Raw genomic sequence first — 18,870 nt, forward strand, 5'->3', positions numbered from 1 at the left:
GCAACCGGTGATCGGTGTTTGCTATTTTATGGATTCTGCAAATATTGTGGCGCTTTGTATCTTAATAAAATTGCAATCCTCAAACGGTGCAGAGCACCAAAATATTTGTAGAGCAAGAATGTCGAAACAAAAGCCATAAGGTGCAGCGCACCGAAATGTGAATTATTCGTACGATGCTATGTGACAAAAAAAGAGGACGACCAAATGATCGTCCTCTTCCATAAATTTTCCGAAAAATTAAACTCCCAATTGCGCAAGTGTTTCAGAAACTTTCGCAGCAGCTTCTTTAAATTCAATCGCAGACTGAACTTTCAAACCTGATTCGTTAATGATACGTGCTCCTTCTTCAGCATTTGTTCCTTGCAAACGAACGATGATTGGAACAGGAATTTCGCCGATCGCTTTATAAGCTTCAACAACACCTGCTGCAACACGGTCGCAACGAACAATACCACCAAAGATATTAATTAAGATAGCCTTAACGTTTGGATCTTTAAGGATGATACGGAAACCTGCTTCTACGGTACGTGCGTTTGCTCCACCCCCAACATCAAGGAAGTTAGCCGGCTCGCCGCCTGAAAGCTTGATAAGGTCCATTGTAGCCATTGCTAATCCGGCACCGTTTACCATACAGCCTACGTTTCCATCCAATTTTACATAGTTCAGGTTGTTCGCTCCTGCTTCTACTTCCAAAGGATCTTCTTCGTTGGTATCGCGCATATCTGCAAGATCTGGGTGACGGTATAATGCGTTGTCATCCAAATCAACTTTTGCATCAACTGCAAGAATTTTATTATCTGATGTTTTTAAAACCGGGTTGATTTCAAACATCGCTGAATCACTCTCAATGTAAGCTCTGTAAAGAGAAGTGATAAATTTAACCATTTCTTTGAAAGCGTCGCCTTCCAAACCAAGGGCAAATGCAACTTTGCGAGCCTGGAAAGGTTGTAATCCAACTTTTGGATCAATCCACTCTTTCATGATTTTTTCAGGAGTATGCTCAGCAACCTCCTCGATATCCATACCACCTTCTGTACTTGCCATGATGACATTACAGTTTCTGCCTCTGTCAAGCAGAATGGACAGATAGTACTCTTTTGGCTCACTAGGACCTGGGTAGTAAACATCCTCTGCAATAAGGACTTTGTTTACGCGCTTGCCTTCTGGGCCAGTTTGGTGCGTAACAAGTACTTTTCCCAGAATGTTGTTTGATATTGTACGCACATCCTCAACAGATTTTGCCAGGGCAACACCGCGTTGTTCGCTGCCTACAATTCTGCCTTTACCACGCCCACCCGCGTGAATTTGTGATTTAACCACATACCACTTGGTACCTGTCTGCTGGCTAATCTCACGGGCGACTTCCACCGCCTTGTCGGGGGTGTCGGCTACGAGTCCTTCCTGAATACGTACGCCGTATTTTTTCAGGACACTTTTGCCTTGATATTCGTGAATATTCATGAGTATAAAAGTAAATTGGTATTTTCACGGCAAATTAAGGAATTAATCAAAACGGGGGTAGCTTTTTACCTAATTATCTTTTCATAATATGAATTTACTTCAAGCCAGAGGAATAAAGCGTACATATGGTGCCTTACAAGTTTTGAAAGGAATAGATATAGAGGTGAATAGTGGCGAGGTGGTTGCCATTGTTGGCGCGTCGGGCGCTGGGAAAAGTACGTTATTGCATATTCTTGGGACGTTGGACAGGCCGGATGAGGGAGAAGTATTTATCGGAAATACCAAAGTTTCGGGTTTGGGAGATAAAGAACTGGCTAAATTCAGAAATGAGGAGATTGGTTTTATTTTCCAGTTTCATAATCTTTTGGCAGAATTTACAGCTTTGGAGAATGCCTGCATGCCGGGTTATATCAATGCCGGGCTTAACGAAAAAGAGATAAAAAGAAGAGGAGAGGAGCTTTTGGGATTGCTGGGGCTTTCTGACAGGATGAATCATTTGCCCTCTCAGCTATCTGGTGGAGAGCAGCAGCGCGTCGCTGTGGCGAGGGCGCTGTTGAATAAACCTGCAATCGTTCTGGCTGATGAGCCAAGTGGAAACCTGGACTCACAGAATGCACTCGATCTACATCAGTTATTTTTTAAACTCAGAGATGAGCTTGGACATACGTTCATAATTGTCACACATAATGAAGACCTTGCGACAATGGCAGACAGACGGTTAGTGATGCAGGATGGAAGAATGTTGCAATAAGATGATATAAAATAAACAATTTGTTAATATATTTTGTTTTATATGTGACTTCCCTTCTATGACATCGTCATAATAGAGAAGTTTTTCATAACGTTGAGTAAAGTAAATAGCCGTCCGGAGCTTCCGGGCGGTCATTTTTTTTTAGCTCACTTGGTAATGAAAAAATAAAAAGATTTTTTTTTGAAGATATGTGACTTGCTTGTAAAACCAGAGTCTAAAAGTAAATTTCCTAAGGGTTGGAGATTTTCATAACGTTGAGTAAAGCAAATAGCCGTCCGGATTTTCCGGACGGCTATTTTTTGCCTTAATCTATATGACCAGGGGATGAATTACATCATTCCACCCATTCCGCCACCGTGTCCGCCCATAGCAGGACCAGCGTTTTCTTCTGGTTCGTCAGCAATAACACATTCTGTTGTCAACAACAAACCTGCGATAGATGCTGCGTTTTCCAAAGCCAGACGAGAAACTTTCTTAGGGTCAATGATACCAGCTTCCAAAAGGTCTGTGTAAACATTATCCTTCGCGTTGTAACCGTAAGCGCCTGTTCCTTCTTTCACTTTTGCCACAACAACAGATGGTTCCTGACCTGAGTTAGAAACGATCGTTCTAAGTGGAGCTTCCAAAGCAACACGGATGATATTGATACCTGTGTTTTCGTCTTCGTTGTTTCCAACCAAGCCTTCAAGAGCAGAAGTTGCACGGATGTAAGCAACACCACCACCTGCAACGATACCTTCTTCAACAGCAGCACGAGTTGCATGTAATGCATCGTCAACACGGTCTTTTTTCTCTTTCATTTCAACTTCTGTCACTGCACCAATGTACAGGATGGCAACACCACCTGACAATTTAGCAAGACGTTCCTGAAGTTTTTCACGATCGTAATCAGAAGTTGTATTTTCGATCTGAGCCTTGATCTGGTTAACACGTCCCTGGATATCCTCAGAGTTGCCTGAACCATTAACCAAAGTTGTGTTGTCTTTATCGATAATCGCTTTTTCACAAGTACCAAGGTAATCCAAAGTAACGTTTTCCAATTTGAAACCACGTTCTTCTGAAATTACAGTTCCACCAGTGATAATTGCGATGTCTTCAAGCATAGCTTTACGACGGTCACCAAAACCAGGAGCTTTAACAGCAGCAACTTTCAAAGCACCACGGATTTTGTTCACTACCAAAGTAGCCAAAGCTTCTCCGTCAACGTCTTCTGCCAGAATAAGCAAAGGACGGCCAGTCTGAGCAACTGCTTCAAGAACTGGAAGAAGTTCTTTCATTGAAGAAACTTTCTTCTCAGAGATCAGGATGAATGGACGCTCAAGATCAGCTTCCATTTTCTCAGTATTTGTTACGAAATATGGAGAAAGGTATCCACGGTCAAACTGCATACCTTCAACAGTTTTAACTTCTGTTTCAGTACCGCGAGCTTCTTCAACAGTGATAACACCTTCTTTCCCTACTTTTTCCATCGCTTCGGCAATCATATTACCGATTTCTTCGTCATGGTTCGCTGAAATAGTAGCAACCTGAGCGATTTCTTTTGAAGTAGAGATGTCTTTTTTCTGAGACTCAAGATTTTTAACAACAGCAGCAACCGCTTTTTCGATTCCGCGTTTCAAATCCATTGGGTTAGCGCCAGCAGCTACGTTTTTCACTCCGATAGAGTAGATAGCCTGAGCCAGTACTGTTGCAGTTGTAGTACCATCACCAGCTGAATCAGCAGTTTTAGAAGCTACTTCTTTAACCAATTGAGCACCCATGTTTTCGATAGGATCTTTCAAATCGATCTCTTTCGCAACAGTAACACCATCTTTCGTGATGCTAGGTGATCCGAATTTTTTGTCGATAACAACGTTACGACCACGAGGTCCCAATGTTACCTTAACGGCGTCAGCCAAAGTGTCAACACCCTTTTTAATCTTATCGCGGGCTTCAATGTCAAAAAATATTTTCTTAGCCATTCTAATTTTAGATTTTAATTTTTAAGATTTTAAATACCGATGGTGTCAGATGACTAGCCAATGATAGCGTAGATATCTGATTCACGCATGATAAGGATATCTTTTCCTTCATATGCCAATTCAGTACCTGAATATTTTCCGTATAATACGGTGTCTCCTACTTTAACAGTCATAGGCTCATCTTTTTTGCCTGGTCCAACTGCTACTACTGTACCGCGTTGTGGTTTTTCTTTTGCAGTATCAGGAATAATGATACCAAATGCTGTTTTTTCTTCGGCTGGGGCTGGTTCTACAAGAACACGATCAGCCAGAGGTTGTACGTTCACTTGTATTTCTGCTAAAGTTGACATAGATATTAAACGTTTATTTTTAAGTTGTCAGTATTGATATGACTTGCAACCATAAAGCACAATCTATGCCAGCGTATTTCGTCTGACATTTTTTCAGGATGTTATGACAATTTTGTATGTAAACGAGCTGCAATATGATTTTTATAGTAAATTATGTGTCAGGTAAATACAATCGTTTGAGATGTCGACGGAATTGACTAAATTTTTAGCAGGATCAAAACAACTGAATACGATGGCGAAGCTTCATAATGATTGGTTGACAGAAGGAATTTTTGATTTTGAATACAAAAAATATATCGTGCTGGATTATTTACAGCACATCAATGGTGAGTTTACCTCTAATCGCCTCTATCCATACCTGCAAGAATTAAAATTACACCTTGACGCCTGTCAAAATTTGCAGGCAAATAAAAATGCAATCCGCAGCTCTTTCCCGAAAACTTTGAAAGGAATTGATATATCTTCGGCAAAACTTGTTTACGAGGACACACTTCATGATGATCTATATCTCTCTGAACTAAATTATATTCTTGATTTTGCCATACCGAGATTTTCCAAAACAATGGAAGAGGGAGTGGACCGATTTTCGGAAGTGGGAGAAAATATCAAAATTTCACCTGTAGGAATTGTTCCTCTAAGGACGGAGGAAGGGTATTTATTTTTTCTGAACAGTTATGAAAGAATCGTCACGATTTTCAGATATCAGCTGGCGCTTTATAATGAAATGCGTGAAAGATATTTAAAAACAGTGCTGATCGATTCAGTCCGTACCTCGATCGGGACGACCATAGAGCAGATAAAAATTGACCTTACAAGAAAATTTCAGGCCTGGCCTAATCCTGCCACCTATGTCGTTGAGTCAAAGTACGACTATCCATTGCAGGAAACGCTGTTGCCAGTAGTACAAAGGCTTATGGTAAGACAAATGAATGTGGCCTGACGAAAATAGCTGCCGGCTTTCGCCTTTCGCCAATCTCGTCTTTTTTTGGAAATATTATTAAGCCGTTTTCTTGCTAATCCATTTTCCAACTTCGGGTGCCACATATTCACTCATTTTGGTGAGTAGTTCGTCGATATTATTACTTACCAAAAGCATTTCCTGATTCACAGCTTTTAAAAAACCTTTGTCAACCATGCACTGAATTAAAACATTCAGTGCATCATAGAAACCGTCAATATTTAATATAGCAATTGGTTTTTTATGAAGACCAAGTTGGGCCCAAGTAAGCATCTCGAAAAGTTCCTCCAACGTTCCGAAACCTCCCGGAAGAGCAATGACGCCGTCGCACAAGTCACTCATTTTTGTTTTGCGTTCATGCATGCTGTCAACCAGAATCAACTCTGTCAATCCTTCGTGTGCGATTTCTTTTGATTGAAGGAAGTATGGTAAAACACCCGTCACTTTTCCGCCTTCACTCAAAACCCCATCTGCAACAGCGCCCATAAGTCCAACATTTGCGCCGCCATAAACCAACTCAATTTCTTTTTGCGCCAGGGCTTTGCCAAGAGCTGTCGCCTGTGACTTGTAAATATCCTCAGTCCCAAAACTTGAACCGCAGAAAACTGTTATCCTTTTCATTCGTTTTTCTTTTATGAGATACTTAGAAATGAAAACAGCTAATAAAGACAAATTAAATTGCCCTTATTAGCTGCCGGTAAAAACGCGACGTTTTTATTATTTTGTAGTATCCGCAGGAGCTGCAGGTGCTGTTTCTGCCGGAGCTGCGGCTCCCGGAGCTGTTGCTCCCGGAGCTGTTGCGCCAGGTGCAGGAGCCGCTGGCAATTTAGCGCCAGGGATAACTGTGTTTTGTGCTTTTTCAATGTTCACGCTATTGATACCGCCTGCATCAGAGGCACCTCCGCTGGCAATCACATAAGACGCCAAGGAGATCAAGATAATACCAGCTGCAAGTCCCCAGGTGATTTGTTCCAGCAAATCTGTGGTTTTCTTAACACCGAACATTTGTGCAGTACCTGCTCCGCTAAATTCGCTCGAAAGACCTCCTCCTTTTGAATTTTGCACCAATACTACCAGAATCAACAATACTGCGATGATCGCAACCAGAATAATCAAACCCAAATACATGCCTTGTATATAAAATAGAATGAATGAATACGCAATTAATAAGTAAGCGAAATTAAGATTGATTATGGATTAATTCACTTAATTTTTTCGCAAAGTAATCCTTTTTTTCTGGTTTTTTCAAAATCAATTTTTGATATATGTCGATGGCCTTGTCTCTTTTGCCCTGCCGGAGCAGAATTTTGGCAAATGCTTCTGTTTCAATTCCTCCTCCGAAAGGTTCGGAAGAATTGGATTGAGCCACGCGTCCGGTCAAATCAAGTGATACCGGTTCAGCGTTTGCATCTTGCCTGATAGGCCCCATTCTCGGATTATTTTTTATGAAACCCTGAATGATCTGCTGCTGTTTTTTCTGCAATTCAGAAATCAGGGAAGCTTGCGAGGGCTTAACCTCTTTGGCTTCGATTATTTCAAGAATATCTTCAGATTTCGGAACCGGCTCTTCTGCAATCGTTGCAATTTCGTGTTCAACAGGAGTTTCGTAGGCTTTATATTTTCCTTCAACAAGTTGCTGAAGAGCAATACGGCTCAGGGCATATGCCGCCGCTTTCGGCGTGCTGTCATTTAATTGATCAGTATCGCTCAACTGTGATGCTTTTGCCAATAATGAGTATGAGATCTGACAATACGGAAAAGCCTTGATCGTAGCTTCAAGTTTTGGGATCACCGTTATATCCAGATCATTCGGATCTTTTACCAAACGACTAAACGTTTCCTTATCAACGATTGTCATTAAATCGCTCAGTTTTAATTTTTTGAAATAATTATTGAATGTAAGACAAATGCCATTGTCTTACCAGTCGGCTGCTGATTTATTAAAGATCTGCTGTACTAAATTCTCCTGTATTGTCGGTAACAAACGCGATTCATTTTGATTAAGCGTTTGGTCCTGAGGAAAATCGGCATAGTAGGTAAATGACTGGTCAAAATTTTTGGTTTCATCCTGCGCATTCGTAAACCTCACCTGAACAGTAACATTCAAACGGTTAAGACCCGCCTGGTCATTCGCGGTTGGTGCCGCTGCCAGAACGTCATAACCCGTGATCGTTCCCTCCAAAAGTAAATCACCGCCGTTTTGCTGTAAGGTAAGGCTTGTGTTTTTCTGGAAGTATTCTTTAAGCTGTTCTGTAAGTCGCTGGGGAAGATCAGAAGGCCCACCCGCAGTTGCCATATTAAAATTTACAATAGTAAAGGTCTTTATATCAGGGGATAAACTCGTTCCTGTGAACGAATAAATACCACAGCTGGAAATCAGAAGAGACGAATTAAGAATGAAAAATACCAAAAGAAATCTCCTGGCCGCAGGAGGTAACACGATGGATTTTTTCAAGATATTTATTATGTTAAAACTCATTTTAGACTGTTATTTGTCATTCTATATGCTTACTCCTCAATATCGTATTGCTTGATCTTGCGATATAACGTACGTTCCGAAATTCCTAATGCGCTGGCTGCATACTTTCGTTTATTATTATTTTTCCGCAGCGCTTTGATGATCATTTCTTTCTCCTTGTCTTCCAGAGAAAGCGATTCTTCTTCTGCTGTGACGTGCAAAACGTCTTCGATTTCACCTCTTTCATCGGAATACCTGTCAAGATCAACAGTTCTTGATTGTGGTGGCGTTAATAACCGCGTCGGTTCGGTAGTTGGTGCATTGATAACAGGCTCAGGGCTATTAATAGAACTGAATAATTCCTGATGATCCTTTAAAATATCACCGCCATATTTTTCATTTTCCAGGACGTTTCTGACCAGCTTTTTAAGCTCAGTCATATCCCTGCGCATATCAAACAAAACCTTGTAAAGAAGCTCTCTTTCTGAAAAAGAAGTTGCAGAGTCTTCGCCCTGACGAAGTGGTACAAGTGCCTTCCGGCTTGACGGCTGAACAGGATTCAGGTAGTTATTTAAAGTTATTGCATTGATTGGCAAATCTTTATCTGTTTCCAGGATTGTGATCTGTTCCGCAATATTTTTAAGCTGACGAATGTTTCCCGGGAATTCATAACGCATCAACAATTCGCGCGCATCAGCATCCAGACGAACTGCTTTCGTCCGGTATCTTTCAGAAAAATCATTAGTGAATTTTCTGAAAAGCAATAATACATCCTCTCCGCGTTCACGCAGGGGCGGAACATAGATCGGAACCGTATTTAATCTGTAATACAAATCTTCGCGAAATCTTCCATTGTTTACAGCGTCAAGCAAATTAACGTTTGTTGCTGCCACTACGCGGACATTTGTCTTCAGAACTTTTGACGAACCTACTCGGATATATTCTCCATTTTCAAGAACACGAAGCAAACGCGCCTGTGTACCCAGCGGCATTTCGCCTACCTCATCCAAGAAAATCGTTCCGCCGTTGGTTGTTTCAAAATAACCTTTTCTTGAATCCAGCGCTCCGGTAAATGCACCTTTTTCATGCCCGAAAAGTTCCGAATCGATCGTTCCTTCCGGTATGGCGCCACAGTTGATCGCTATAAAAGGACCATGTTTTCTGGAACTGATACTGTGGATGATTTTTGAAAAAGATTCCTTTCCACTTCCGCTTTCTCCTGTTATCAAAACCGTCAGATCCGTCGCCGCCACCTGCACTGCCACATTGATTGCATGGTTAAGCGCTGGCGATGTACCAATAATCCCGAACCGGTTTTTTATTGCTTGTATTTCTGTTGAATCCATTAAATAGCGATTGGCCGTCAGCTTTTAGCGGTTAGCCTTTTGTTGGTTAATGCAACGGACTGCTTTAAATTAGGCTAACTGCGCAATTTCTTCTTCCACAACAGCTCTGCCCCGTAAGGTAGCCGACGTAGTTTCTGTAATCAGGACATTAACATAATCACCCTTTTTGAAATTTTCTCTCGGGAAAATAACGACTTTATTCTGGTCACTCCGGCCTGAAAAGTCATCCACTGAACGTTTTGATGTGCCTTCAACCAAAACTTTCTGAACCGTTCCGATCAGTTTTTTATTACGTTCTGTTGAAATCCGCTGCTGCACTTCGATGATTTCAGCCAGGCGTCTTTGTTTTACATCGGCCGGAATATCGTCTTTGAATTTCTTCGCCGCCGGCGTTCCCGGGCGTTCCGAGTACGAGAACATATAACCAAAATCAAAGCGTACATATTCAAGCAACGAAAGTGAATCCTGATGCTCTTCTTCCGTTTCTGTACAGAATCCGGCAATCATATCATGTGAAATCCCGCACTCTTCTCCGAGAATTCTGCGGATACTGTCAATTCTTTCCAGATACCATTCACGGGTGTACGTCCGGTTCATAATTTCCAGAACACGAGTGTTCCCGCTTTGAGCAGGCAAATGGATATACTTGCAAATATTATCGTACTTTTTGATCGTATAAAGAACTTCATCCGTGATGTCTTTCGGATGTGAGGTACTGAAACGAACCCTAAGCTCCGGACTGATCAGCGCAACTTTTTCCAAAAGCTTGGCGAAAGAAACAATCTCATTTTTATCATTCGGATTGGCGTATTTATAGCTATCCACATTCTGGCCAAGCAGTGTTACTTCTTTATAACCATTGTCAAAAAGATCTTGCGCTTCTTTCAAAATTGATTCAGGGTCACGGCTGCGCTCGCGTCCGCGTGTATACGGAACAACGCAGAAACTGCACATATTATCACAACCGCGCATGATCGAGATCAATGCTGTGATACCGTTAGAATTCAGACGGACCGGGGAAATATCAGCGTAAGTTTCTTCTCTTGAAAGAAAAACATTGACGCCTTTCTGACCTGTTTCTGCTTCTTCGACCAATCTTGGAAGATCGCGGTATGCATCCGGGCCGGTCACAATATCAACCATTTTTTCTTCTTCAAGAAATTTAGCTTTCAATCGTTCTGCCATGCATCCTAAAACGCCGATCAGCATGCCCGGTCTTTTTTTCTTATAAACGTTCAGCTGTTTAAGGCGTGTTCTTACACGCTGCTCCGCGTTGTCGCGGATCGCACAGGTATTGAGAAAAACCAGGTCCGCATTTTCCGCGTCTGATGTCGTAGCAAAACCTGCCTCACGCATCACAGAGGCCACAATTTCACTATCTGCGAAATTCATCTGGCATCCGTAACTTTCTATAAACAAGCGTTTTTTATTTGATATCGGCTCATTTTCCGAAACACGCACAGTTTCACAAGCTTCCTTATCTGTTTCGGTTAATATTTTTAGGGTCTCCGCTATTCTGTTCTCCATTTATCCGTGATATTGAACGGTTTGAATTTCTTTGTTCCTGTATACTGCCTAGAATCGTTTTTAATCCCGTTTTGTTCCAGGAACGAACTGCAAAGGTACGAATAAAACCATGAAAACTGACAAACTGGCAGAGAACTTGGATGTTAAGATTAGTTAAATCGGCTAGAACGGATAACCTACGCCCAGGTTGATGTTAAGGAAATTTTCCTCCCGGCGGTTGAAAAGGCGATTAAGTTTAAGTTTATCCAAAACGAATTTTTGGGAATAAGGATCGTAAACCTTTGTTCCGAAGTCAAAACGCAGAATGAAAAAGGAAAGGTCGTAACGAATACCGAAACCAGTTCCGACGGCAATTTCTTTCGGAAAAGAACTTGCTTTAAGATTTGAAGAATTATTTTGAGCATTAAAACTCCATACATTTCCCATATCAACAAAAAGGGCATAATTAATGTCTCCGAAAAACTTGGCCAAATGTCCCCTCCATTCCAGGTTACCTTCCAATAGAAATTCTCCCGGCGCTTCGATGGATAAATTGGCGTCCGTGATTCTTGGCGCTGCAGACCCAGGGCCCAGACGGCGTGGGAGCCACGCCCTTAAACTATTTGAACCGCCTGCGAAAAAATATTTCTCGTAAGGCGGTACTTTATTATCCCCGTAACTATAAATCGCGCCGGTGTTGATTCTGGCGATAAAAGACGAACGTCGTCCCGTAGGCCAGTACTTACGAAAGTCAATATTGCCTCGTAAATATTTATAAAATTGCAAAGTATCCCTACTTCTACCGAATATATTATTAATCCATTTCTCCTGTGAAGGCAAAATATTTAGTGTCGTTCCTCCGGATTCAAGTGACGCACGGAAATAATGAGCATTTTTCTGCGGACCGATAATCGAGTTGGTATTATGCACAAACGTCAGGTTTACGTCTGAGACAAAAGATCGGTTGAAACTGTATTTTAGATTATTTCCCTGGAGAAACAATTCTTCAAGAAGGTTTTGAAAAGCCGGCTGTATTTTAGTGGTATTCAGAATATTTAAATCAATGAATGATAACGTCCAAAGCGTTTTAACTGTTGGCTGCCAGGAATAACTCATGGCTACTTTAACATTTGTACGCGTGTATTCCGGTCTTTCAACATAGTTGTATCCTAAACCGATTTGTGTTCGGGGATTGTATAAAGCCGATGTATTCTGGAAACGACGGAACGGAATTAAGAGACGCGGAAAAGTCAGGGAAGTATTTAAGCCAATTTCCTGGCTGCGATAAATGCCATTATTTTCAACAAAACCGGGAACAAGTTCAATACCGCCACGTAAGTTTGCCTCAAAATTTTCAAGTCCGTTAAAGACATTTCTGATCTTGTAAGACAAATTTGCAAAAGGACCTGGAGCCCCCTGAAGCTGGATTACGTTCAACCCTACATCGGCTGAAACCTGATATTTTTCAAGCGGAATGGCTTGATAATGAACCTTTATTTTATGACCGGTGGAATCAAAATTATAATTTACAAAACGGAACTGATCGGTCAAAGAAAGCTGACGCTGGGTATCGCGTTCGTTTTTCTGGCTGTAAAGTTCACCCGGCCGCATACGTATTTTTGTGTCAAGGATTCTCGGAGCAAATTTTTTGTCTGCGAAAATGTACTGAATGCCTTGTGAATAAACAGTATCTTTTTTAAATAAAGAATCCGGTAGGCCAGCTGGTGGTAAAACTTCAAAACGAACGGATTCAATTGTATAAGGGATTGGGTTTGCGTCTTTTGCCGGCAAATTTACCCTGACGTTCACATCGACACTTTTGAACAAACTGTCTGTTTTGGGTTTCGAAATCGTGTCATTGATCAGGAAGGAAACATTCTGTCGGGAGAATCCGAAATATCCCTGATCCCGAAGCAAAGTTTCAATTCTTATGCGTTCCTCTTCAAAGGCATCTCCGTCATACCGTTTTTTACTGATCAGCGTTGCGTCTTTTTTGGATGATTCGAGCAAACTGTCGATCATCTGGTTCCGGACCTGATAATTAATTTGATCAAGTATAGCCGGACGGTTTTCTGCGATCAGATATTTTACTCTGATTCTTTTGAAGGTAGTATCCGATTTAAAACTTACAGTATTCTGGAAGAAGCCGTTATTGTAAAGGTACTTCTGCATCTTCTCCGCGTTTTTCGCAACGTCATTCTGATTGTAATAAACGGGTGCTTCACCTAAAACACGCATCCAGAAATTTCCCTCATCTACACGTTTTTGTGCCCGGGCAAGTCTTTTTGCATATCGCCTTTGAATCTTTTCTAATTGTCTGACATTATTTTCGTGTAAACGCGATTCTTTCTGATAATTTTGCGTCACCTCAATAACCTTGCGCTGCTTTTCTTCTTTTTTATAGAAAAGCTGACCAAATTGGTAGATACCAACTTTTGGAAAAATTGGTAAACTTAGAAAACGGCTGTTTGGTCTTTGGGGAATTAAGGCATCCAGATCACTGTCGCTAATGACTTTATTACCTTTGAAAGTAGAATTACCAAGAAAATAATTGCCGGACTCCGTGCTGGTTTTGCGGGCGCAACCTGTCACTCCCAGAAAAAAAAGGAAGAAATATCCGAAATATGTAACCCTACACCTAATATTCAATGCTGTCTAAAAATCGTATAAAATATATTAATTCCCTGAAAATCAAGAAGTACAGACAACTTCATGAGGCTTTTATAGTTGAAGGTGCTAAAAGCGTTCTTGAATTGCTGGAATCAGAGTTTGAAACTGAATTTGTATTAACCACCCCGGATTTTCAGCAAAAATACTCAAGTATTTTATCCGACAATAAAACTCTTGTCGAAACTGTTACGGCTAAGGAACTCGAAGGTTTGGGATTATTTCAAACAAATGATTCTTGTCTGGCTGTTGCAAAGACGAAAGATAACGTTTTTTTGAGCGCAGATATGCGGGAATACGCATTGATTTTGGATGATATTCGTGATCCGGGAAATCTGGGAACCATTATCCGGATTGCCGACTGGTATGGTATCAAAAAAATAATCTGTTCGTCGGATACGACTGATGTGTATAATCCCAAGGTAATTGCGGCAAGTAAAGGCTCTTTTACAAGAGTAAATTTATTCTATACCAACTTGCCGGAATTTTTGGCACAGCATGCAAAGAACAGAAATCTGCTTGGCGCATTCCTGGATGGAAAATCTATTTACGACCACCCGTTTTCTGACGAAGGCGGTTATGTTGTGATGGGAAATGAATCAAATGGAATTGGCGCAGAGGCAGAAGCTTTTATTACGCACCGGATAACAATTCCAAGAGTAGGAGAGGCTGAGTCTTTAAATGTTGGTATCGCGACGGCTGTTATGCTGGATAATATGAGGCGGGTTATCGGGTAAATTTTTTTGAGCTCGTATCACGGAATGTTTTATTACCGGTCGGATGGCAGAAAAAGCCATCCGACCGGAACGCGACAGTCCGACGTTTTTTTTACCGTCGGACAGTTAACAAACCAGCTAATAACTAAAAAAACCTACAAAACCTCTCCATCATGCGCAGCATGATGCGCCAGCTGCTCTGCATATTCTTTCCCCAGATAGCGATCGATAAAATAATGGGCGACATATAAGACCGGCGTCAATAAAATCGCGACCGAACCTTTGTATAAATAATTGATACTTCCGACAGAAAATATCTGTTTCATATCCCAATTTCCAAAAACATAAAAGGCAATCGTTAGGACAACGAAGCTGTCGACAAGCTGCGAAAACATTGTTGAGCCTGTTGCCCGGAGCCAGATATATTTGCTGCCTGTTCTTCTGCGAAGCCAAGAGAAAACGGAAACGTCCAGAATTTGTCCCAAAAGAAAAGCCACAATCGAGCCGATCATGATACCAAGCCCCTGATTAAAAATTCTGTAAAAGGCATCGTTGATATTAAACGGATTTCCGGTACTGTCGGTATTATTAACATCCAGCCAGAATTTTGCAGGTGGTAATTGTGTAGCAAAATAAATTGTGATGAAGGTATAAACGATAAATCCTGCTGTCAGGTAGGAAATCCTTTTTACACCTTTTGTCCCAAAATATTCGTTGATAATATCCGAAGTAATGAAGACAACCGGCCAGTTGAGCACGCCAGCAGTCATATTAAAATCCAATTTTTCACCGCCGATGGGTAATTGCGCCGGTGGCAAACCAAGCAATGCTTCAACTGAAAATATTTTCATACCGATAATTTCCGCGATCAGCGCATTGGTTAGAAATATACCGCAAAGTAGAAGAAAAAGCCGCTGCCGTTTTTGTTCTGCTAGTAAAGGTTGTTCCATGATAAAGGGAGTGATTTGGAGAAAAGCTGTTGGCGATTAGTTGATAGCTGAGCTGACTGAAAAATAGAGTATTTGTTAATTGAAATTCTAAATAAAAGGCAAAAAATTAGCTATTAGCTTCAAGAAGCTAATAGCTAAACCTAATCGCCAAAAGCTAACAATCAGGCTATAACGTCTTCGACGGTGCGCGTGGAAAGAACACGTCTCGTTTCAAGGAAATATTCAAGCTTATCCATCGCCTGATTTAATTCGTCATTGGTTGGCAAAAATACAATCCTGAAGTGGTCGTCGGTGATATAATTGAATCCGGTTCCGGCTACAACTAGTACTTTTTGTTCACTTAACAGATCGTAAACAAAGGTTTCGTCGTCCTTCAAACCGAATTTCTTCATGTCAATTTTCGGGAAAACGTATAAAGAACCTTTGGGTTTTACACAGGTAATCCCCGGTATCGAAGTCAGGCGATCGTAAACAAGATTCATCTGTTTATGCAAACGGCCTGTCGGAAGGACTAATTCTTTGATACTTTGATATCCGCCCAGGGCAGTCTGAATTGCATATTGGGTCGGGACATTGGCACAAAGACGCATGCTTGCAAGCAGCAATAAACCCTCAACATAGGATTTTGCTTTTTGCTTCGCACCGCTCAAAATCATCCATCCGCCTCGGAAACCTGCCGAACGGTAATTTTTAGAAAGCCCGCCGTAAGAAACACACAAGGTTTCTGAAACCATTGTTCCCATCGGATGGTGCACAGCGCCATCATATAATATCTTGTCGTAAATCTCATCGGCAAAAATGATCAGACCATGTTCCTCTGCCATTTTAGCGATCCTTTTCAAAACATCTTTTTCATATACAGCACCTGTTGGGTTATTCGGATTGATCAAAACAATTCCTTTGGTACGGGAAGTGATTTTGCTCTCCATATCTTCCAGGTCCGGGTTCCAGTCAGATTCTTCGTCGCATACATAATGCACCGGTTTGCCACCGCTCAAAGCGATCGAGGCTGTCCAGAGCGGATAGTCAGGAGATGGAACAAGAATTTCGTCGCCAGGATTCAGCAGTGCCTGCATGGACAAGAGAATCAGTTCACTGACGCCGTTACCGATAAAAATATCATTGATCTCAACATCTTGTATGCCAATCGTTTGCGTGTAATGCATGACGGCTTTACGCGCGGAAAATAAACCTCGGGAGTCAGCATACCCCTGCGCATTGCGGATATTCATAATGATATCGTGAACAATTTCATCCGGCGAATCGAAGCCGAATGGTGCAGGATTACCAATATTAAGGTTATGAATTTTGAAGCCCTGGCTTTCCAATTCTAACGCTTTCTGGTAAGTAGCCCCACGAATTTCGTATTTGAGATTGTTGAGGCGCTGACTTTTTAAGAATTCCATGCGTTTAATAAGATCATATTATAAACCAAAGTTAAGAAAAATCAGCTTTTATCATCAATTCTTCTTTCATTGATCAATTACAATTATTTTCTAGTCAAACTTTTTCCCTTGTGTAAGATAATTTTTTCGGTGTTTTTAAAGAGGTAGACAGCAATTTAAAAAAGCAATTTTTCACCCAGGAGACCTGGAAAAATATGTATATTGATTTGTTAAAACCAGGTAAATATTTACGAACATGATCAACTAAGTATAATGAAAGTGAAAAATTTAAATAAAGGCTTTCGGCAGATAGGGTTACTGGCGAGTGGCATTTTAATGATGTTGTCAACTGAACAAGCTTTCAGTCAAACTAAAAACCAGATGGTGAGAATTGCCAAAATCATCGTTGATCCGGTTCAGTTAGAGGATTACAATGGGTTTCTTAAAGAGGAGATCGAAGAGTCGGTCCGTCTTGAACCCGGGGTGTTGACTTTATATGCGGTCTCTGAAAGAGCCAAGCCAAATCATATCACAATATTGGAAATTTATGCAGATTCGGCTGCTTACAAGTCGCATATCCAAACCAAACAATTTCTGAAATACAAAAATGGCACAAAAGATATGGTAAAATCTCTTGAACTAGTTGATTCTGTGCCGCTTTTACCCGGAATGAAAATAAAATAATTAATATTTAACAAGAAAGGCTGCCCTTCAAAATTGAAAGATAGCCTTTTCTAATTTATATACTTAGTTAGGTTAATAACCAGGATTTTGCTGCGTTCTCAACGTTTCATTTGCAGAAATTTCAGAGAATGGAATTGGCCATAGGAAGCGGAAATCGGAATACGGGATTTCAGCAACTGAGCCAGCGATTATCGGACGTGTCGCGATATCGTAACTTGTTGTTTTTACTTGTGTCACCTCCACTTTCGCTGGGATACCATTTGAAACTTTATAAACAGGGTCCTGCGATAAACGGTGGATATCCGGCCATCTGCGTCCTTCACCAGCCAGCTCAATTCGGCGTTCCTGAAGAATTGCCAGCGTGAGGTCAGCCGGTGCGGCTGTAAATTGTGCCGCCGCTGGTACAGACCTGTTACGGACTGCGTTCAGAAGAGCCAAAGCTTTTGTTGGGTTTCCATCTCTTGAAGACGCTTCAGCAACATTTAACAAAACTTCTGCATAACGTAAAACAGGTGCCCAGTCTCCGAAAACGCCATACTCGCGGTATTTGTAGTTATATGCAAATGGATAACTCCCGGTTGCTTGTTTTGTCTGGAGTCTTGTTCTTCTCAAATCACCGTCAACCCAGAAAGGTGCATTGTATAGATTAGGGCTTGTTGCAACAAGATCACGTCCTGCAAGAGAAGTTGGTCCAAACATACTTGCCAAAGCACCGTTGACACCACCATTCGACTGAGCGCTGTTAGCAATCGAGAAAATAGATTCTTTGTTTGCTTTGTAGTTTACGAAGGGAGTTTCAGGTGCAGCTTCGAGAACATAAGCTCCGATTGGGCTTGTAAATGTTGCGCCTGTTCCGTCAGTTCCTAATTTGGCTCCTTCTGCTATTACACCTTTCCAATCTTGCTGATGCAGTTTGATTCTCGTTTTCAAAGCAATTGCAGCACCTTTTGTTGCACGTGAAATAGCATTGGCAGCACGTGTTGCAGGTAAACTTTGTTCTGCAAAATCAAGGTCAGCAAGAACTTTCGTGTAAGCTTCTGCAACGGTTCCTCTTCCTTGAGCCAGTCCTTCCTGAACCGCTCCTGTTGAAATAATTGGTTTCTCTCTGTAAGGAACGCCAGGCTGAGATCCAGCTCCGTCGGCAAAAGGACGGCAAAAATGAATCAGCAATTCATGATGTGCAAGCGCACGTAAGAAACGGCCTTCCGCTTCATATTGTGCTGCCAGCTCTGCGCTTACGATCCCGTTTGCTCCCGCAGTTTTTACACCATCGATAAGAATATTTGCCTGATTGATCAATGCATAAAGCTGCTCCCAGTGATTCTTATTGTTAGCAGTTGTCGGACTGTAAAGTCCACGGTATGTGATATCGTAGAACGCCTGAATGTTCAACATATCTTCGCCGCGCATTTCGCCTTGTTCGATCGCTGCCGCCCCAAAAGGGTACCCGCGACCCGCTGCTCCTTCATACTGTCCTACCGAAGCAGCCCAGTATACACCATTTGTAGCAAGTTCTATTGTTGCCGGTGTTGTAAACGCAGCTGTTTCCGACAAAGCAGCCAGTGGTTCAAGTTTGGTGAAATCGCTGCAGGCAGGAAGAATTGCCATCATCCCCAACATGGCGATCGCAGATCTCCTCGTTATTTTATATTGTAATTTATCGTTTTTTCTCATTGC

General features: G+C 41.5%; 17 protein-coding genes. 4 read left to right on the forward strand and 13 right to left on the reverse strand.

Features of this window, described 5'->3' with window-relative positions:
• Positions 1-237 precede the first annotated feature (237 nt).
• Positions 238-1,461 (reverse strand): ADP-forming succinate--CoA ligase subunit beta, encoded by a 1,224-nt coding sequence (gene sucC, locus BMY70_RS06570; protein WP_090333631.1) that lies wholly within the window; start codon positions 1,459-1,461, stop codon positions 238-240.
• A gap of 88 nt (positions 1,462-1,549) precedes the next feature.
• Here sucC and BMY70_RS06575 point away from each other — a divergent pair, with 88 nt between their 5' ends.
• Positions 1,550-2,212 (forward strand): ABC transporter ATP-binding protein, encoded by a 663-nt coding sequence (locus BMY70_RS06575; protein ID WP_090333633.1) that lies wholly within the window; start codon positions 1,550-1,552, stop codon positions 2,210-2,212.
• A gap of 329 nt (positions 2,213-2,541) precedes the next feature.
• Here the strand turns inward: BMY70_RS06575 and groL are convergent, their stop codons facing one another.
• Positions 2,542-4,173, reverse strand: coding sequence for a chaperonin GroEL (gene groL / locus BMY70_RS06580; RefSeq protein ID WP_090333636.1), 1,632 nt, complete (start codon positions 4,171-4,173; stop codon positions 2,542-2,544).
• 53 nt (positions 4,174-4,226) lie between these two features.
• Entirely contained in the window at positions 4,227-4,523 is a 297-nt protein-coding gene (locus tag BMY70_RS06585; protein WP_090333639.1) for a co-chaperone GroES, read from the reverse strand.
• 232 nt (positions 4,524-4,755) lie between these two features.
• Here BMY70_RS06585 and BMY70_RS06590 point away from each other — a divergent pair, with 232 nt between their 5' ends.
• Positions 4,756-5,463 carry a hypothetical protein gene (locus BMY70_RS06590; RefSeq protein WP_090334763.1) on the forward strand — a complete coding sequence of 236 codons (708 nt, stop codon included), beginning with the start codon at positions 4,756-4,758 and terminating at the stop codon, positions 5,461-5,463.
• 57 nt (positions 5,464-5,520) lie between these two features.
• On the opposite strand, the gene BMY70_RS06595 is transcribed toward BMY70_RS06590, so the two are convergent.
• The 7 genes from BMY70_RS06595 to tamL all read right to left on the reverse strand — a co-directional run bounded on the left by BMY70_RS06595 (position 5,521) and on the right by tamL (position 13,440).
• On the reverse strand, positions 5,521-6,102 hold the full coding sequence (locus BMY70_RS06595; RefSeq protein ID WP_090333641.1) for an LOG family protein: 582 nt from the start codon (positions 6,100-6,102) through the stop codon (positions 5,521-5,523).
• 96 nt (positions 6,103-6,198) lie between these two features.
• A complete protein-coding gene (secG, locus tag BMY70_RS06600; RefSeq protein WP_090333644.1) occupies positions 6,199-6,609 on the reverse strand; it encodes a preprotein translocase subunit SecG in 411 nt (136 codons plus the stop codon).
• A gap of 52 nt (positions 6,610-6,661) precedes the next feature.
• Complete coding sequence (locus tag BMY70_RS06605) at positions 6,662-7,339, reverse strand: DUF8458 domain-containing protein (protein ID WP_090333647.1); 678 nt, start codon at positions 7,337-7,339, stop codon at positions 6,662-6,664.
• Between the two features lie 60 nt (positions 7,340-7,399).
• On the reverse strand, positions 7,400-7,960 hold the full coding sequence (locus tag BMY70_RS06610) for an LptE family protein (protein WP_090333648.1): 561 nt from the start codon (positions 7,958-7,960) through the stop codon (positions 7,400-7,402).
• 29 nt (positions 7,961-7,989) lie between these two features.
• Complete coding sequence (locus tag BMY70_RS06615; RefSeq protein ID WP_090333650.1) at positions 7,990-9,285, reverse strand: sigma-54 interaction domain-containing protein; 1,296 nt, start codon at positions 9,283-9,285, stop codon at positions 7,990-7,992.
• A gap of 69 nt (positions 9,286-9,354) precedes the next feature.
• On the reverse strand, positions 9,355-10,812 hold the full coding sequence (gene miaB, locus BMY70_RS06620; protein ID WP_090333653.1) for a tRNA (N6-isopentenyl adenosine(37)-C2)-methylthiotransferase MiaB: 1,458 nt from the start codon (positions 10,810-10,812) through the stop codon (positions 9,355-9,357).
• A 162-nt stretch (positions 10,813-10,974) separates the two neighbouring features.
• Positions 10,975-13,440 (reverse strand): translocation and assembly module lipoprotein TamL, encoded by a 2,466-nt coding sequence (gene tamL / locus BMY70_RS06625; RefSeq protein WP_445438681.1) that lies wholly within the window; start codon positions 13,438-13,440, stop codon positions 10,975-10,977.
• Between tamL and BMY70_RS06630 the strand changes: the two genes are divergently transcribed.
• Positions 13,440-14,195, forward strand: coding sequence for a TrmH family RNA methyltransferase (locus BMY70_RS06630; protein WP_090333655.1), 756 nt, complete (start codon positions 13,440-13,442; stop codon positions 14,193-14,195). The two genes, tamL and BMY70_RS06630, sit on opposite strands and share 1 nt — an antisense overlap.
• 134 nt (positions 14,196-14,329) lie before the next feature.
• Here BMY70_RS06630 and BMY70_RS06635 read toward each other — a convergent pair whose 3' ends face one another.
• Positions 14,330-15,124, reverse strand: coding sequence for a queuosine precursor transporter (locus BMY70_RS06635; RefSeq protein ID WP_090333657.1), 795 nt, complete (start codon positions 15,122-15,124; stop codon positions 14,330-14,332).
• Positions 15,125-15,285: 161 nt separating this feature from the next.
• Entirely contained in the window at positions 15,286-16,530 is a 1,245-nt protein-coding gene (locus BMY70_RS06640) for a pyridoxal phosphate-dependent aminotransferase (protein ID WP_090333660.1), read from the reverse strand.
• Positions 16,531-16,782: 252 nt separating this feature from the next.
• On the opposite strand from BMY70_RS06640, the gene BMY70_RS06645 reads away from it, so the two are divergent.
• Positions 16,783-17,193 (forward strand): putative quinol monooxygenase, encoded by a 411-nt coding sequence (locus tag BMY70_RS06645; RefSeq protein WP_090333663.1) that lies wholly within the window; start codon positions 16,783-16,785, stop codon positions 17,191-17,193.
• 72 nt (positions 17,194-17,265) lie between these two features.
• Here the strand turns inward: BMY70_RS06645 and BMY70_RS06650 are convergent, their stop codons facing one another.
• Entirely contained in the window at positions 17,266-18,867 is a 1,602-nt protein-coding gene (locus BMY70_RS06650) for a RagB/SusD family nutrient uptake outer membrane protein (RefSeq protein ID WP_229209507.1), read from the reverse strand.
• Positions 18,868-18,870: the final 3 nt, after the last annotated feature.

Source organism: Dyadobacter koreensis (assembly GCF_900108855.1).
Classification (GTDB): domain Bacteria; phylum Bacteroidota; class Bacteroidia; order Cytophagales; family Spirosomataceae; genus Dyadobacter; species Dyadobacter koreensis.

Excerpts from the sequence above, each read along its gene's own strand:
- BMY70_RS06585 (WP_090333639.1), bottom strand. The coding sequence starts at position 4,523 with ATGTCAACTTTAGCAGAAATACAAGTGAACGTACAACCTCTGGCTGAT.
- BMY70_RS06645 (WP_090333663.1), top strand. The coding sequence starts at position 16,783 with ATGAAAGTGAAAAATTTAAATAAAGGCTTTCGGCAGATAGGGTTACTG.
- miaB (WP_090333653.1), bottom strand. The coding sequence starts at position 10,812 with ATGGAGAACAGAATAGCGGAGACCCTAAAAATATTAACCGAAACAGAT.
- secG (WP_090333644.1), bottom strand. The coding sequence starts at position 6,609 with ATGTATTTGGGTTTGATTATTCTGGTTGCGATCATCGCAGTATTGTTG.
- BMY70_RS06590 (WP_090334763.1), top strand. The coding sequence starts at position 4,756 with ATGGCGAAGCTTCATAATGATTGGTTGACAGAAGGAATTTTTGATTTT.
- BMY70_RS06615 (WP_090333650.1), bottom strand. The coding sequence starts at position 9,285 with ATGGATTCAACAGAAATACAAGCAATAAAAAACCGGTTCGGGATTATT.
- BMY70_RS06650 (WP_229209507.1), bottom strand. The coding sequence starts at position 18,867 with ATGAGAAAAAACGATAAATTACAATATAAAATAACGAGGAGATCTGCG.
- sucC (WP_090333631.1), bottom strand. The coding sequence starts at position 1,461 with ATGAATATTCACGAATATCAAGGCAAAAGTGTCCTGAAAAAATACGGC.
- BMY70_RS06575 (WP_090333633.1), top strand. The coding sequence starts at position 1,550 with ATGAATTTACTTCAAGCCAGAGGAATAAAGCGTACATATGGTGCCTTA.
- BMY70_RS06630 (WP_090333655.1), top strand. The coding sequence starts at position 13,440 with ATGCTGTCTAAAAATCGTATAAAATATATTAATTCCCTGAAAATCAAG.
- BMY70_RS06640 (WP_090333660.1), bottom strand. The coding sequence starts at position 16,530 with ATGGAATTCTTAAAAAGTCAGCGCCTCAACAATCTCAAATACGAAATT.
- BMY70_RS06605 (WP_090333647.1), bottom strand. The coding sequence starts at position 7,339 with ATGACAATCGTTGATAAGGAAACGTTTAGTCGTTTGGTAAAAGATCCG.
- BMY70_RS06610 (WP_090333648.1), bottom strand. The coding sequence starts at position 7,960 with ATGAGTTTTAACATAATAAATATCTTGAAAAAATCCATCGTGTTACCT.
- BMY70_RS06635 (WP_090333657.1), bottom strand. The coding sequence starts at position 15,124 with ATGGAACAACCTTTACTAGCAGAACAAAAACGGCAGCGGCTTTTTCTT.
- BMY70_RS06595 (WP_090333641.1), bottom strand. The coding sequence starts at position 6,102 with ATGAAAAGGATAACAGTTTTCTGCGGTTCAAGTTTTGGGACTGAGGAT.
- groL (WP_090333636.1), bottom strand. The coding sequence starts at position 4,173 with ATGGCTAAGAAAATATTTTTTGACATTGAAGCCCGCGATAAGATTAAA.